The 15,439-nt window shown below is 32.7% G+C and carries 16 protein-coding genes; 7 read left to right on the forward strand and 9 right to left on the reverse strand.

Features of this window, described 5'->3' with window-relative positions; all coding sequences use genetic code 11:
* Positions 1-17: 17 nt before the first annotated feature.
* Positions 18-812 (reverse strand): MurR/RpiR family transcriptional regulator, encoded by a 795-nt coding sequence (locus DW114_RS00545; RefSeq protein ID WP_117451363.1) that lies wholly within the window; start codon positions 810-812, stop codon positions 18-20.
* A 143-nt stretch (positions 813-955) separates the two neighbouring features.
* Between DW114_RS00545 and DW114_RS00550 the strand changes: the two genes are divergently transcribed.
* The 3 genes from DW114_RS00550 to DW114_RS00560 all read left to right on the forward strand — a co-directional run bounded on the left by DW114_RS00550 (position 956) and on the right by DW114_RS00560 (position 4,597).
* Positions 956-2,362, forward strand: a complete 1,407-nt coding sequence (locus DW114_RS00550; protein WP_117451365.1) for a glycoside hydrolase family 1 protein — start codon at positions 956-958, stop codon at positions 2,360-2,362.
* Position 2,363: 1 nt separating this feature from the next.
* Complete coding sequence (locus DW114_RS00555) at positions 2,364-3,638, forward strand: PTS sugar transporter subunit IIC (protein ID WP_117451367.1); 1,275 nt, start codon at positions 2,364-2,366, stop codon at positions 3,636-3,638.
* 62 nt (positions 3,639-3,700) lie between these two features.
* Positions 3,701-4,597, forward strand: a complete 897-nt coding sequence (locus DW114_RS00560; protein WP_117451369.1) for an ROK family protein — start codon at positions 3,701-3,703, stop codon at positions 4,595-4,597.
* A 56-nt stretch (positions 4,598-4,653) separates the two neighbouring features.
* On the opposite strand, the gene DW114_RS00565 is transcribed toward DW114_RS00560, so the two are convergent.
* Both DW114_RS00565 and DW114_RS00570 read right to left on the reverse strand, forming a co-directional pair.
* On the reverse strand, positions 4,654-4,995 hold the full coding sequence (locus DW114_RS00565) for a helix-turn-helix domain-containing protein (RefSeq protein ID WP_117451371.1): 342 nt from the start codon (positions 4,993-4,995) through the stop codon (positions 4,654-4,656).
* Positions 4,996-5,041: 46 nt separating this feature from the next.
* A complete protein-coding gene (locus DW114_RS00570) occupies positions 5,042-6,283 on the reverse strand; it encodes a cation:proton antiporter (protein ID WP_117451372.1) in 1,242 nt (413 codons plus the stop codon).
* Between the two features lie 105 nt (positions 6,284-6,388).
* Here DW114_RS00570 and DW114_RS00575 point away from each other — a divergent pair, with 105 nt between their 5' ends.
* A complete protein-coding gene (locus DW114_RS00575) occupies positions 6,389-7,276 on the forward strand; it encodes a LysR family transcriptional regulator (protein WP_117451375.1) in 888 nt (295 codons plus the stop codon).
* 76 nt (positions 7,277-7,352) lie between these two features.
* On the opposite strand, the gene DW114_RS00580 is transcribed toward DW114_RS00575, so the two are convergent.
* On the reverse strand, positions 7,353-7,970 hold the full coding sequence (locus DW114_RS00580; protein ID WP_117451377.1) for a flavodoxin family protein: 618 nt from the start codon (positions 7,968-7,970) through the stop codon (positions 7,353-7,355).
* Positions 7,971-8,075: 105 nt separating this feature from the next.
* Between DW114_RS00580 and DW114_RS00585 the strand changes: the two genes are divergently transcribed.
* The 3 genes from DW114_RS00585 to DW114_RS00595 all read left to right on the forward strand — a co-directional run bounded on the left by DW114_RS00585 (position 8,076) and on the right by DW114_RS00595 (position 9,776).
* A complete protein-coding gene (locus DW114_RS00585; protein WP_117451379.1) occupies positions 8,076-8,420 on the forward strand; it encodes a GIY-YIG nuclease family protein in 345 nt (114 codons plus the stop codon).
* Positions 8,353-8,913 carry a TetR-like C-terminal domain-containing protein gene (locus DW114_RS00590; protein ID WP_117451381.1) on the forward strand — a complete coding sequence of 187 codons (561 nt, stop codon included), beginning with the start codon at positions 8,353-8,355 and terminating at the stop codon, positions 8,911-8,913. Before DW114_RS00585 ends, DW114_RS00590 begins: the two co-directional genes overlap by 68 nt.
* 131 nt (positions 8,914-9,044) lie before the next feature.
* A complete protein-coding gene (locus DW114_RS00595) occupies positions 9,045-9,776 on the forward strand; it encodes a class I SAM-dependent methyltransferase (protein ID WP_117451383.1) in 732 nt (243 codons plus the stop codon).
* 519 nt (positions 9,777-10,295) lie between these two features.
* Here DW114_RS00595 and DW114_RS00600 read toward each other — a convergent pair.
* The 5 genes from DW114_RS00600 to DW114_RS00620 form a co-directional block, all read right to left on the reverse strand.
* Positions 10,296-11,558, reverse strand: coding sequence for a hypothetical protein (locus tag DW114_RS00600; protein ID WP_147322612.1), 1,263 nt, complete (start codon positions 11,556-11,558; stop codon positions 10,296-10,298).
* A 173-nt stretch (positions 11,559-11,731) separates the two neighbouring features.
* Entirely contained in the window at positions 11,732-13,186 is a 1,455-nt protein-coding gene (locus DW114_RS00605) for an ABC transporter permease (RefSeq protein ID WP_117451387.1), read from the reverse strand.
* Positions 13,183-14,058, reverse strand: a complete 876-nt coding sequence (locus DW114_RS00610) for an ABC transporter ATP-binding protein (protein ID WP_117451389.1) — start codon at positions 14,056-14,058, stop codon at positions 13,183-13,185. Before DW114_RS00610 ends, DW114_RS00605 begins: the two co-directional genes overlap by 4 nt.
* Positions 14,033-14,755, reverse strand: coding sequence for a hypothetical protein (locus DW114_RS00615; protein ID WP_117451391.1), 723 nt, complete (start codon positions 14,753-14,755; stop codon positions 14,033-14,035). The genes DW114_RS00610 and DW114_RS00615 overlap by 26 nt, the downstream gene beginning before the upstream one ends.
* On the reverse strand, positions 14,745-15,287 hold the full coding sequence (locus DW114_RS00620; protein ID WP_117451393.1) for an RNA polymerase sigma factor: 543 nt from the start codon (positions 15,285-15,287) through the stop codon (positions 14,745-14,747). The genes DW114_RS00615 and DW114_RS00620 overlap by 11 nt, the downstream gene beginning before the upstream one ends.
* Positions 15,288-15,439 lie beyond the last annotated feature (152 nt).

Here is a 15,439-nt window from a genome sequence, read left to right on the forward strand (position 1 = left end):
CAAGCATGTATTCTTTTTTATACAATCAAATCATCATGATACAATGCGTAATAGATCATAACAAGCTGATCAATAAAATACATGAAAGAAATCATACCAAGATTATTATCAAATGTTCCTCCGATTTGGATTAATAAATGATAGCGCTCTTTATATATTGAGTGATCATTCTGCGTTATCAACACAGTATATGCTCCTTTTTTGTATAAGAAAGGTAATGTAATAGATTGAACAGTACTGCTTCCTCTAGGAGATACAACGATCGCAAGATCATTCTCTTTTAATCGGGAAGCAACTTTATCTTGTTGTAAAATATCCGCAGAAACATGAATGATTTTCTTAAATAATCCCAACCGTTCTTGCAGATACATTGCTAAAAACTGATATCCGATATTCCCAAAGATATAGATGCTTTCATGTTCATGTATCTGTTTCGCAAGTTCTATAAGTTTTTCTTTTTGAAAGTGCTCATTCATATCATTTATGGAATGGGCATATATCTGTTTCATATACGTGATCCCATGATCTATATCATCTTTTACTTGGAGGTAATCTTTATCATAATCAATCTCAAAACCATAGGATTTTTCTAAAGCTTCTTTAAAACTATTGAAATTTTTATAGCCTAATATACGACAAAACCGACTGAGTGTAGAAGTAGATACAAAGCATAATTCTGCAATTTCATAAATGTTTAAGTCTTTTAATTCATCAATATGTTTAACTAATTCAATCGCTAAATTGCGATGTGTACTGCCTTCTTGCGCACCATTGATAAACAACATGAGCTTATGTAATATCATATCCATCATGAAGCACCTTCTTTCATCTTATATTTTAACAAGTAGTTTCAGATATTGAAACTAATTTCTAAAATAATTTTTAGTTTCATAATAAGAACGCTTACATTCGCATTTTCACTGATATACTGTTTGTGTCAAGAAAAGGAGGACCAATGGTGAAAATAGAAACGATACAAACATTTCCAGATGATTTTTTATGGGGAGCCAGTACAAGCGCGTTTCAAGTAGAGGGAGCTAATACAGAAGATGGCAAAGGATTATCTACTCAGGATGTAAGACCAGTACCTGCCGGTTTATCAGATGCATCCATTGCGGCTGATCATTATCATCGATACAAAGAAGATATCGCTTTGATGAAAGAGGCTGGTTTAAAATCTTATCGATTTTCCATCGCATGGACACGTATTTATCCAAATGGGGATGATGAACAACCAAATCCTAAAGGAATTCAGTTTTATAGTGATTTGATTGATGAATTAATCAAAAATGATATTACGCCAATTGCGACATTATGGCATTTTGATTTACCAAATCATTTAGAAGAAGCATACCATGGATGGCTTGGGAAGGAAACAATTCATCACTTTGAACGATATGCAAGAACGGTATTTGAAGCATATGGCGACCGGGTAAAATACTGGATATCCATTAATGAACAGATGATGATGGTAATGAATACTGAAATGTTATTGGGAAAAGGCAAGAAAATTTCATATAAAGAAGGGCTGAAATACAATATGCAGGCATGTGTAAATATGTCACTGGCAGAGAAAAAAGCGTTTCAGTTATGTCATGAAATTATCCCAGACGCGAAAATCGGACCATCAAGTGCCTATCAGCTATGTTACCCATTAACATGTGATGCAATGGATGTTCAGGCAGCGATGGATGCGGAAGAATTCTTAAGCTATTTAGTTTTAGATTTAAGTGTTCGTGGAGAATTTCCGGCAACATTAAAAGCGTATTTGAAACAGGAACAAGCATATCCTGTAATCAGTGAAGAGGAACAGAGGCTGTTGAAAAAAGAAAGACCTGATTTTATCGGTGTTAATTATTACGCTTCATTGACGGTACGTAAACCTGGAGATCCAGATCCAAAAGCTGATTTGTTTTTCTTCAATACAGAGAATTACACAATCGTAAACAACCCAATCATTAAAACAACGACATGGCTAAGAGGAAGCTATGATCCACTCGGATTTAAATTAGCATTAAGGAAACTATATGATCGATATCAGCTGCCATTAATGATTACAGAAAATGGATATCCACAAACTGAGGAGCCAGTAAATGGTATCATCAACGATACAGAACGCATTACATATCTTAAAGATCACTTACATGCGATCAAAGAAACAATTAGTGAGGGAATTCCTGTAATAGGATATCATCTTTGGTCTTTTATTGACCTGTTAAGTGGTTCTCAGGGATATAAAAAGCGTTATGGTTTGGTCTATATTGATCATCAAGAAGGAAATAAAGGTACATTACAACGTATCAAAAAACAATCATTTTACTGGTATCAAAAACAAATAAAAGAAAAAGGAAGGGAAATTTAAAATGGAAAAAGTACAAGCATGGTTGGAGAAAACATTAATTCCAATTTCAACAAAATTATCTAGCAGTAAATTTATGCAGGCATTGAGTGGAGGGATGATGTCTGTTCTACCAATCATGATGATTGGCGCAATCTTTTCAATTCTGACAAATCTGCCAATTGACGCATATAAAACATTTATCGCAGATATTGGTCTAGCAAAATTCTACACCCTTGGAACAACGATGACGACGGATTTGATTTCTATCTATATGACATATTTTATCGCAAAAAGCTTTTCTAGTAGAAAACATAAAGATCAATCCTCTACCATTGGTATGTTGGCAGTGGCATGTTTCTTCATATTATTACCATTTGGTGTAAATGATGCAGGCACAAAGTTCTTTGAATTTACATATTTAGGCTCTATGGGAATGTTTGTAGGTATTGTGACAGGATACTTCACTTCATTAATTTATGGATGGGTATTGGATAAAGATATTACAATAAAACTTCCTGATGGAGTACCTATGAATGTCGCAAATTCATTTACAGGTATCATTCCAGCACTTGTTGTCGCAGTTATTTTCTTACTTGTAAATTTCTTATTAACATTAACTCCTTATGGAAATATCTTCTCATGTTTATATTCTCTATTACAAGCACCTTTACAATCATTAGCAGGCAATATGTTCTCTATGATTATTATTGTTATTTTATGTCAGATTTTATGGTTCTTCGGTATTCATGGATCTATGACTGTATTAGGTGTTATCTTCCCTTTGTGGATTGCAATGTATGCAGAAAACAGTGCTTCTGTAGCAGCTGGTGGACCAGTATTGAATCCTATTAACGTTACATTCTTTGACTTCACTACAATTGGTGGATGTGGTTGTACACTTGGCTTATCTATTCTATTATGCTTGTTCTCTAAATCTAAACAGAATAAAACATATGGTAAATTATTCTTGCCTTGTGGATTGTTTAATATCAATGAACCTATGGTATTCTCTATGCCTTTGATGTTGAATCCTTTATTCATTATTCCATTTATCTTAGCTCCAGTATTAGCAGTTGTTATCGCATACTTCGCAATTGTGGTACTACAGATTGTACCTGCACCACTTGGTATTATGAACTTATCTTATGTACCTGCATTATTTAGAGGATTTATCAACTGTGGTTTCCAGGGTGTCATCCTTGAACTGGTAATTGTAATAATTTCAATGGTTATTTACTATCCATTCTTCAGAATTGCTGATAAACAAGCATTAGCTAATGAAAATAAAGAAGCATAGGTATATAATATAGATAGCATATGGCTGGTAACTAATATGTTATCTACAGGAGGAAAAGGATTATGAAATATTTAGTATTTGATGTTGGTGGAAGTGCAATTAAATATGCGTTGATGAATGATGTATATGAATTACTAGAAAAGGACAGTGTACCAACACCACTTGATGCTTTAGACAGTTTCAAAAAGGCAATTCATGATATCTATGTAAAATATCAAGATGAAGTAGAAGGTATTGCGATATCTTTACCTGGTATGATTAACAAGAAAACGAATAAAATGCAGATTCCAGGATTCTTGTTATATAATGATGGCGTAGATATTGAGGCAGAGCTAAAATCTGTCACAACCAATCAATTAACAATTGCAAATGATGCCAAATGTGCTGCTTTATGTGAAGTGACTTTGGGCAGCTTGAAAGATACTGGAGTTGGCGCTGTTTGTATCATTGGCAGTGGCATAGGTGGTGCTGTGACCATTGGAAATAATGTATTGACAGGTGTACATGGCTTTGCGGGAGAATTTAGCTACTTAAGCTCAGATTGGAAAAACTGCTGTGGTTTTAATGAAAAATGGGGCGCCGTAAATAGTGTTTATGCACTCATTGCAAATGTTGCTGCTAAAAAACAATTGGATAAAGATCAGTTAGATGGAAAAGCTGTATTTGAATTATGTAATCAAAAAGATGAAGTAGCACTTGGCTGCCTAAAAGAATTTACAGATTATCTAGCTGCTGGATTATACAACTTACAAGCATGTGTTGATCCTGAAAAAATCGCAATTGGTGGTGGTATTAGTAAACAGCCAATATTATTTGAGTATATTCAAAAGTCATTAGATGAAATTTATGCAGCGATACCATTTAATATTCCACGTGTTCAAATCGTGAATTGTAAATACTTTAATGACTCTAATCTAATGGGAGCATTAGCAAATTATAAACTGATTATGAAAGAATAATGATAAAATGATAAGCCAAAGGATTTGTTCCTCTGGCTTATTTTTTGAAATCCAGTTTATTTATCATCTTTGATAAGTTCGTCTAATTGATCCATTGTAAATTGATTTAATGCAATTTTATTTAGGATGGATAATGCTTGTTGTTCTGTAAAGTCAAGCGATGCTGCTTTAAATGCTTGCGAAAAAGCTGGAGATGAAGCATCATTTGAAATTAATAATGGCATTAGACAACCATATAATGTAGATAATTGATTTATGGTATCTGAGTTAATTGGACATTCTCCTTTTTCAATTTTTGATACAAGACTTCGATCAATTGATAAATATTTAGCAATTTGTTTCTGTGTCAGGTGAGCGTTTTCACGAAGTAGTTTTAGTTTTGTTCCAATATCTGTCATATAAAAAGAAGGATGATGATCCTTCTAATAATACGCTATGATTAGATTAAGAATGAGCAGTGATGGCATGTGAAGGTTTATGCTGTGGTTCACTTTGTATACTACCAGATAATTTCAAAGAAAGCTTTGCGCATGCTGGACCAATCATCTCATATAAAACTGCACTAGATAATATAATCAAAGATAACATCGTTCCTTCATATGTTGGAAGGATGCGTTGACCTAATATGGCAAGTCCAATGGATACACCAGCTTGTGGAATCAAAGCTAAGCCAAGATATAGCTGCACATTCGTACTGGCATGTGAAAGTTTTGCGCCAGCCCATGCACCAGAAGCTTTTCCCATGATCCTAATAAAGAAATAAACAATCCCAATCAATCCACAGGATACCAAAGCATGTAAGTCTAAGCGCATACCTGATAGCACAAAAAATGTTAATGTAATTGGTGGTGTGAAATTATTTACCTGACGGAAAACATCTTTATTTCCCGATAGATTAATATATACTCCACCAAGTACCATGCATGATAACAATGGAGAAATATTGAAACAGCTGCATACTCCTGTCAATAGAAGAATCATAGCGATTGTGATTACTAAACGATGATCATCTGAACGATGCTCCGTGATGATATGATTTAGGATATAGGCAAAGCTAATGCCAATAAAAACCGCAAGGATATTCCATACCACAGGAAGTAAAATGATAGAAAGCTGCAGTGTTTGATCAGCATGCATAAATTCGACTAAAGCTGTACAAATGCTGAATGCAATGAGTGCCACAGCATCATCAAGCGCTGTTACCTGTAGAATGGTATCCACAAAATTTCCTTTCGCATGATATTGTCGTATCGTCATAATCGTAGAGGCTGGTGCAGTTGCACAACCAATTGCGCCAAGTAGAAGGGAAAAAGACCAAGGCAGATGAAATAATAACACCATGGATAAAGTGATACATAAGCCAGCTGTCAACGCTTCAAAAATTGTAATGATCATAACTTTGCCACCCTGCTTCATCAATGTTTCTTTTTTAAAATATTTACCAACACCAAAAGCGATAAAAGCGAGTGCAATATCTGTCATAAAATCCATGCCCTGAATAATATCAGAAGGAATCAGATGAAGCACACATGGACCAATAAATATTCCTGAAATGATATAACCACTTACATTTGGAAAATGAAGTTTTTTTGAGATACGAGTACAAAGAAAACCAGCAAGTAGTATTATGGAAATAGAGATAATAATGCCTGCGTTTCCTTGCGTATCTAAGAATTCTGCTATCATATAACCGCCTCCCCATGATTGATTATAGTGTGGATTAATGATAAAATCTAATTATAATTATTTAGAGGTTTATGAAAATAATTTATAATAAGGAGGTGCTATCATATGATAGATACTAGAATTGTTTCCTTTTTGACACTTATTGAATGTAAAAGTTATACAAAGGCTGCTCAACAGCTACATCTAACACAGCCAGCAATTAGTCATCAGATACGCCAGCTTGAAGAAGAGTTTCAGGTAAAAATTTTTCACAAGAGTAAAAAAAGCCTAATTTTAACGCCTGAAGGAGAGATTTTAGAAAAGTATGCACATCGAATGATGTCTGTATATAATAGTACACATCAAGCTTTAGAGGACGCAAAAAATCATCTTCGCCGCTTTGTGATCGCGACAACACCAACAGCAGGGGAATACTATATCCCACAGTTACTTGCGGCATATTGCAGTGAACATAGTGATGTTCGTATAAATCTGATTACGGATTCTATAAATAATATTTATAATAAACTGAAATTATATGAAGCAGATTTTGCGATTATAGATGGACGACTCACTTCTGATCGATATCATTCTATCTTGTTGGATACCGATTATTTATGTCTGATTGTTTCACCTAAGCATCCTTTGGCAAAGCGCTCTAGTGTAAAAATGAGTGAATTACGTGATGAAAAATTTATACTTCGATCAAAAGAAGCAGGAACACGAGAGATATTTGAAAGCTACTTAGAATCTCAACGTGATTCTATCAGGAATTATCGTATATTAATTGAAACAGATTCCCTTGCGACAATCAAGGAACTGGTTATGAGTAATATGGGTGTGTCGATCATGTCACATAATGCTTGTAAAGAGGATGAACAAAAAGGCAGATTAAAAACGATTCCGATTATGAATTCCACCATGATTCGTGAAATTAACTTGGTATATCCAAAAGATTTTCAGCATGTAGATGTCTTATTAGAGTTGAAGAAAACATATAGTAAACTTCATTAATCATAAAAAAAGGAAGAATCCTCATTTATTTTGACGATTCTTCTTTTTATCGTTATTTATAAAATTATCCTTTGATTTATCGAATGAAATTTGTTCTTTCTTTTTCAAGTATTGCAGGGGCAATACCATTTGCTTTGGCATTTTCTAACATCTTTAACATCCATGTCATATTTTCACCAATCTGACGCATGATATACAAACCTTCTCTATCCTGCTTAACTTCTTCTGCAGTATTTCCATGTACCATATTCCAATATGGGGCAGGAACAATTAACATATTGCTAATGCCTAGATATTTATTCAGTTCATCATAAGTAGCGGTTGTTCCAGCACGCCTTGCACTTACTACAACGGCACCTGGTTTATAAGCCAAATGTTGTGATGCCGCATAGAATAAACGATCCAAGAATGAAATCATGGTACCATTGGCACTTGCATAATATACCGGGGAACCAAAGACTACACCATCTGCTTCTTTGATTTTATCAATTGCTTCATTCACGATATCATCAAAAATGCATTTTCCACTTTCACGGCATTTACCACACCCGATACATCCACGGACATTTTTGGAGCCTACCTGAAATACTTCTGTTTCAATACCATTTTTTTGTAACGTTTCCTCAATTTCATGTAATGCAGTATACGTACAACCATGAATATTAGGACTTCCATTGAATAAAATAACCTTCATAACCAATCAACCTTCTTTCTAATTCTATTGTAACATTTTTGTCAATCCTTCTTTCTCATGATACTTAAAATATGGTAAAATGATGAATAGAAAGCTGGTGGATAAATGCTATTAAATGAACTGCCGAAAGCTGATGGATATTATGTTTATCTGCTGCGATGTATAGATGAAACATTATATTGTGGCTGGACAACAAATTTATTAAAACGTTACGAAAAACATGTGAATGGTAAAGGCGCAAAATATACGAAAGCACATCCACCAATGGAAGTTTATTATTATGAAGTATGTAAAGATGCGACTACAGCGCGAAAAAGAGAATATGAGATAAAACAAATGAATCGACAAGATAAATTAAAACTAATGGATAGGGGGAAGGAACATGTCACAAACAACGAAAAAAGCATTAGCGATGTCACTGAAAACATTATTGAAAACGAAACCACTTGATAAAATCACCATCGTGGATATTGTGGAAGATTGTGAAGTTAATCGTCAAACTTTTTATTATCACTTTCAAGATATTTATGATTTAATTGAATGGATCTATACCAGTGAAGCTTTAAAGGTGATTGGTGATAAAAAGACGTATGCGACTTGGCAGGAAGGATTCTTTCATATCTTTGAATACATAGAAAACAATCGTGATTTTGTGATGAGTACCTATCATTCTGTTTCAAGAGAACATTTAGAAAATTTTTTATACCAGGAAACCTATCGTTTGTTGATGGATGTGGTGGAAGAACAGGCAAAGGATAAATCTGTGCGAGAGGAAGATAAAGCATTCATTGCGAACTTTTATAAATATGGATTTGTTGGATTAATTCTGGAGTGGATTGGAAAAGGAATGAAAGATTCTCCTAAGAAAATTATTGATCGATTAGATATCGTGATTCATGGAGATATTGATAAGGCGTTAAAAGGATTTCAACATATTGTATAGATATAGGAAATCTATTATGTTTGAGAAGAAAGGATGGGTGTTATGAGAAAAGGAATTATTGGTCATAAAAGAGCATAGACCCATGCAGAAGTCAGAACATATATCATTTTTTGCATGGGAGGTAAAGGATAATGAAAGAAAATAAATATGATGATGAAGTATTTTTTAAGAAATATAGTGAAATGGAACGTTCAAAAAAAGGTTTACAGGGGGCTGGCGAATGGTCAGAGCTACAAAAACTGTTACCTGATTTTGAAGGAAAACGTGTTTTAGATTTAGGTTGTGGCTATGGTTGGCATTGTTTATATGCCGCAAATCATGGCGCAAAGCTTGTTCACGGTATTGATATCTCAGAAAAGATGCTGGAAGTTGCAAAAGAGAAAAACAGTGCAGATGTCATCACATATGAACAAAAAGCGATGGAAGATTTAGATTTTCCTGAAAACTCTTTTGATGTTGTATTAAGCTCACTGGCATTTCATTATGTGAAAGATTTTACAACACTGGTAGAGCATATCAGTCATTGGATAGAAAAAGATGGAACATTTGTTTTTTCTGTAGAACATCCGGTCTTTACATCATTTGGAACACAGGACTGGTATTATGATGATGATGGAAATATCTTACATTTTCCAGTCGATCGCTATTATTATGAAGGAAAAAGGGATGCGATATTTCTGGGTGAAAAGGTCACAAAATATCATAGAACATTGACTACTTACTTGAATACATTGCTAGTGAATGATTTTGTGATTGAACATATCATTGAACCACAACCACCACAGGATATGTTAGATCTTCCTGGTATGAAAGATGAAATGCGCAGACCCATGATGTTATTGGTGTCCGCTAGAAAACGATGAATCACAAAAGAATCTTCGTTCATCGACTACAATAGATACAGCAAACAAAATCAATGTGTTTATCGACTATAATCGATAACGATGTGATTAGCATGCCTTAGAGAAAAAAGTATATAGAACGTATTTTGGAAATTAAAGATAATAAAATATTATGCAAGGAGATATTGAAAATGAATCCTAAATGAATTATGATGATGTAATGAAACGTCTTAAGATGGTTTTTGAAAAGAATGGTGTGAAAGAGAATGAAAAAAATCCTTTTTTTCAAAAAAGCGAAGCTAGAAGATTTAGAATGTTTACTTCTTGTATATGATTATTTTACACATTGGACAATCATTTGGTAAGTGAATCATTTAGTGAGTTTTTATGGAAGTATTCAGGGGATGAATATGGCGATTTAGAAGATGAATATTTATAGGATTCCAGAATAGTAAAAAAGCATCTACAAAATGCAATGTAGATGTTTTTTCTATATTTAATATAAATAGGATATCGTATTTTTTTTAAATCTATCTGTCTTTACCTATTACTAACATATTTGATTTTGGCTTGTATGAATATGATAATGGAAAAAATAACAGCAATACTCAACCATAATATCGTAGAAATATCTTTTAAATAAAATATCTGACTACCTATGGAAATAGGGCTAGTTCCTGAAGTATACATATAAAAACAAGGATAGATGATTTGGTTTATATCAAATTCACCACTTTGGAAGTAGAAAGGCACATAAATAAATAATAATACAATAATGATTGTGACAAACTGGTTTTTTGTTATAGAAGAAAGAAAAACAGTGAATATAATAATTGCAAAGGTTCCTAATAGAAGCATTTGGATTTGACTTCCAATAATAAATGCATTGTTTGTATAAATACCGCTAATCATGGATGGATTAAAACTATATCCTGTGCCTAAAGCATATTCTGGTAGATGCATTCCTGTAGGCTTTAATGTAAGATAAGCAATTGCAAAAATACAAAATAACTGAAGCAAAGTTGTAAATAATCCGATTGTAAGTCCAGCACAGACTTTCGCAATTGCTATTTTTATAGGCCCTTCTCTTGTAGGAACGATGATCTGATCCACTTTAGTTTTTTTCTCAATGGAAAAAATATTTGCGAGAATAATTGCGATAGGAATAAGATTAAGAAAACTAAATCGTGATAATGAGGTATATAAAGGATTTAGGGATGCCGTACCACCAAAGTAAAAAGTTGTATGATGTATTTTATCCTCAATAAATTTGTTATAGCTTTCTATATCTATCAATGCATTTTCATTTTGTGATAAATACACTTTTTTTGCATCTTCTAAACTTTTAATATTATCCTCTTTATGTGATAAAACATATAATGGTAAAGCTTTATAAGACCGGATATCAGGCTTCTTATAAGATATAGTTTCATATGAATCTAAATATATAAAATTTAACATATTTAATTCGTCTTGATGCTTATAGACAATAGGTAGAGCTGCAGTTTTTGTTTCTGAATCATAATCTATTCCAGCATATGTTCCCATATATTTATGAATGTTTTCACCATATTGATTCTCAATTGCAAAATATCGATCTTCATTCAAATTTTTTGAAACTTCTTCGAATAGTTCTTTATAATTATTACCGTATATTTTTATCATGATTTCATCATCAACTTCTTTTGTGAATTGATCATAATAGGCATTATAATCATCACAAAACTGATTCCATGTTTCTTCGGTTGCAACACCTTCATATTTTGATATGATTTTATCTGTATAGCGATATACATCATTCATCTTTGTAAGTTTTTTTCCTTCAAAAGTTTTCAAAGGAATTATTGGTTCTTCATGATAACAATCCCATGTTGTATAGGTCATGAATCCACAAACACATAAAATCATTAATATATTTATTTTATTTTTAAATACTTTCTTCACTTCACTTAAAATTAAACGTATCATAAAAACCCCTAACGATTTTCTACATAATGCCTTTTTGCTTTCACTAGCATGACTGCAATGAGGACAACTCCACATAATAACCAGAACATCGTAATGAAATTTTTCCACATAAGGGCATGAGAGAAAACAGACAAATAAGGGAATCCATAGTACACATTTGGAATTAGGTAATGGTTTGGTTCCAACATAATACTAGGTGTAAATCTTAATATATCTACAGGCAGAAATAGTGTTGCGAAATAAGGAGTCATAACAAATAGGAACATGATGATAATGGTGATAAATTGATTTTTTGTGAAGAAAGATAATGCCATCGTAAGCATGGAAATGACAAAGGTTGCCAGTAATAATAAGCCAATAAATAGGAGTGTATATTCTTTATAGGAATACATGCTTAAAAATATTTCCTCCGTCATACTGCAATCCCAACTATCTAAATTTAACTTTAAATTTGCGATCATAAACACTACCAGTAGTTGTAGTAAAACGGTTGTGAAAGCCACAAGAAAACCTGCAGTCAATTTCGCAATTGTAATATTTTTATACCCTGTTTTTGATGGGACAATCACTTGGTCTGTTTTGTTATGATTTTCAATAGAAAATGAATTTGCCAAAACAATCGCAGAAACAAGTAATGTGAAGAATGTAAATTTAGTTAATAATCCGATAAACTGTTCCATATCACTGGTATCACCAAATACAAAATCATTGTTTTTGATCGTTTGTTTGATTTGATTCAGGTTCAATGTTTTTAGCGCACTATTTTTCATTTCAATAGAAGATAAGGCACTTTCTTCAAGCTTATCTTTGTGTGACATATAGTATAAAGGATTATTATAAAATTCATCATAATCAGTTAGTAAAGCATCGCCGCTACCTTGTGCTTGAGATACATAAGATGCATCATAAGTTCCTCGATAGATATAATTTAACATATATAGCTCGCCTTGCTTTTCATAAAAGGCAGGAAGGATCACTGTTTTTGTTTCGGCGTTGTAATCACTAATACTCGATGGACTAATTGAATAAGGGCTATTTCTTTCCATACTCATATACTTATTTGCATCTTCTTCTGAAACCTGACCTTTTATTTTATTGAATATGTCCAAATAATCTTTGCCATACGTTTTTTTCATCATGGCATCATTATATTGTTTTGTAAATTCTTTGTAGTAATTGTTGTAATCTTTTTTGTATTGTTCCCACAAAGACGCATCTGCCTTTTTATGATATTTGGATAATATCTCATGCTTATAGGCTTTTACTTCTTCTATATTTTTTAATTCTTTGCCATCAAACGTTTTTAAAACAATTGGTGTTTGATCAAGATAAAGTGGTATGTCTTCTGGTGATAAGTTAAGATAACTAACAATCCCCATTCCTATGATCATCGCAAGAATGACGAATAAATTAAGCTTATTCTTTAAGATCTTTTTGACTTCATTGAGAATCAGGCGCATCATGCTTCATCACCTTCTTCATTAAAATGATATAAATATAAATCATCTAAATCACTTTCAACTTCTATGGCTTGTGCATTTGGCTTCACATCCGATACCATACGTAAATCTACCCCATCCGCAACTTGATGGCTTTTTACGATGATGTATTGATTCATCAATTGTGTTGCCTCTTGATCGCTTACATGAACATTCCATACCTTATGCTCCATACTTTTCAATAGATTTTCGCAGGTATCATGCATAATTACAGTTCCTTGTTTCATAACGATAATATCATCCGCAATGGTTTCAATATCACTGACAATATGTGTAGATAATAATACCAAACATTTTTTTGATAAAGACGCAATCAGATTTCTAAATACAATACGTTCTTTTGGATCTAAACCAGCAGTTGGTTCATCCAAAATTAAAATCTTTGGTTCATTTAATAATGCCTGAATGATTCCAACTCTTTTCAACATACCACCTGACAAGTTCTTCATTTTTTTACGACGATGTTCTTGCAGGTTTAATTCCTTGATCCAATGATCAATCCGTATCTGGGCATCTTTTTTTGGAATACGTTTTACAATGGCCATATAGTTTAAAAATTCATCAATCGTATAATTTGGATAAAAACCAAAATGTTGAGGCATATAACCTAACATATCGCAAAAGATGTCATATTGTTTTTTGATGGAAACCCCATCGGCATAAATTTCACCTTCACTACTTGGTAATAACCCGCAGATCATACGTATCAGTGTTGTTTTCCCACTGCCATTTGCGCCAAGTAACGCATGAATTCCATTGTTTAATGTAAGTGAAATGTGATCGACTGCTTTTTTTTCTTTAAATGATTTACTAATATCCTTCATTACTAATTCCATAAAACGTTTCCTCCTTTTCGGTGTTTTTGTAAAATATAAATAATAAAATGATTAATAAAATTGTAATGATACCAAATACAGTATAGACATAAAGCATAGGAATGCTCATTAATTGGTAAATAATAACCTCTTTTAATGTTGTATAAATACCATAACAAGATGCATATAAAATAATGGCACTGAACTTTGTATGAATAAATCTTTCAAATACCATAGAAATGCACTGTATCAAATAAATTGGTAAAATTGTATTTAATATTAATAAGCTGATGTTTGCATTTGGTAAATTTAATTGAATCAAAAGAATAAATATAAACCCAATGATTTGTAATGTGGAAATCAAAATGCTCTTATAAAGAAAGGTCCTTCCAGAATTCAAATAGGTGACATCTAATAATTCGTTCATTTCATAGATGTGATGTTTATGTGTTTCATAAGCAGAGAGCGCTCCTAATATCATAAAATAAATAGTAGAACTCGCAAGAAACATATCTGGGAAAAAGAAGCCAATAGAAAGAAGCATCACGATACCCAAGCATGCACTTTTGATATAATAAGCAGTATCTAACATATAAAGCTGAAATATGGTGGATAGCTTTGTAGGCGGTATCGTTTCTTTTAATACGTTGTAGCATTGTTGCTTGGTCGTTTCCAAACCTTCTTCTGGAATATCAATCTCATCAAAGTCATGATACATGTTGATCACCATCCTTTATTATTTTTTTCATTTTGGCAAGGGCACGATAATGTCTGGTTTTTAATGTGTTTTCACTTTCATTTGTGATTTGTGAGATCTCTTTGAATGTCATTTGTTTCAGATAATGAAAGATTAAAATATCCTGATCTTTATCTGGCAGTTTTTGTAAGCATAATCTTAATTCTTCAAAGGTCAATGTGTGAAGGACATCTTCTGACAGATTGTAATCATCTTTTGATATCTCATCATTTAATTCTGTGTAATCAAAGCGTTTTTCTTTTCGATAATAGGTGTGACAACAATTCATCGCAATGGTGTATAAATATGCCAGCACTTTTCCATTACTTTGATAATTGTGAATCTGTTTGATAAAACGTAGAAAGACTTCCTGTGTAATATCTTTTGCTTCCTCTTTTCCTGATACTTTGCAGAAAACATAGCGATATACGGAAGGATATAATGTTTCAATAAATGCATTTAAAGCTTCTTGATTCCCTTTTCTGATTTCCTTTAGATAAGCTTTCTCATTCATTTTTCCCCTCCTTCACCCATATAACACTAGATATAAAAAAATAGTTTCATATATTTCATAAAATAATTATACAGGGTTTCGCACAAAATAGAAAAGCCTTCCAGATATCTCCAAATTTCGCAATTCAAACAGATATACTTAAATAAAGAAAC

Source organism: Absiella sp. AM09-50 (assembly GCF_003433845.1).
GTDB lineage: Bacteria > Bacillota_I > Bacilli_A > Erysipelotrichales > Erysipelotrichaceae > Hoskinsella > Hoskinsella hominis.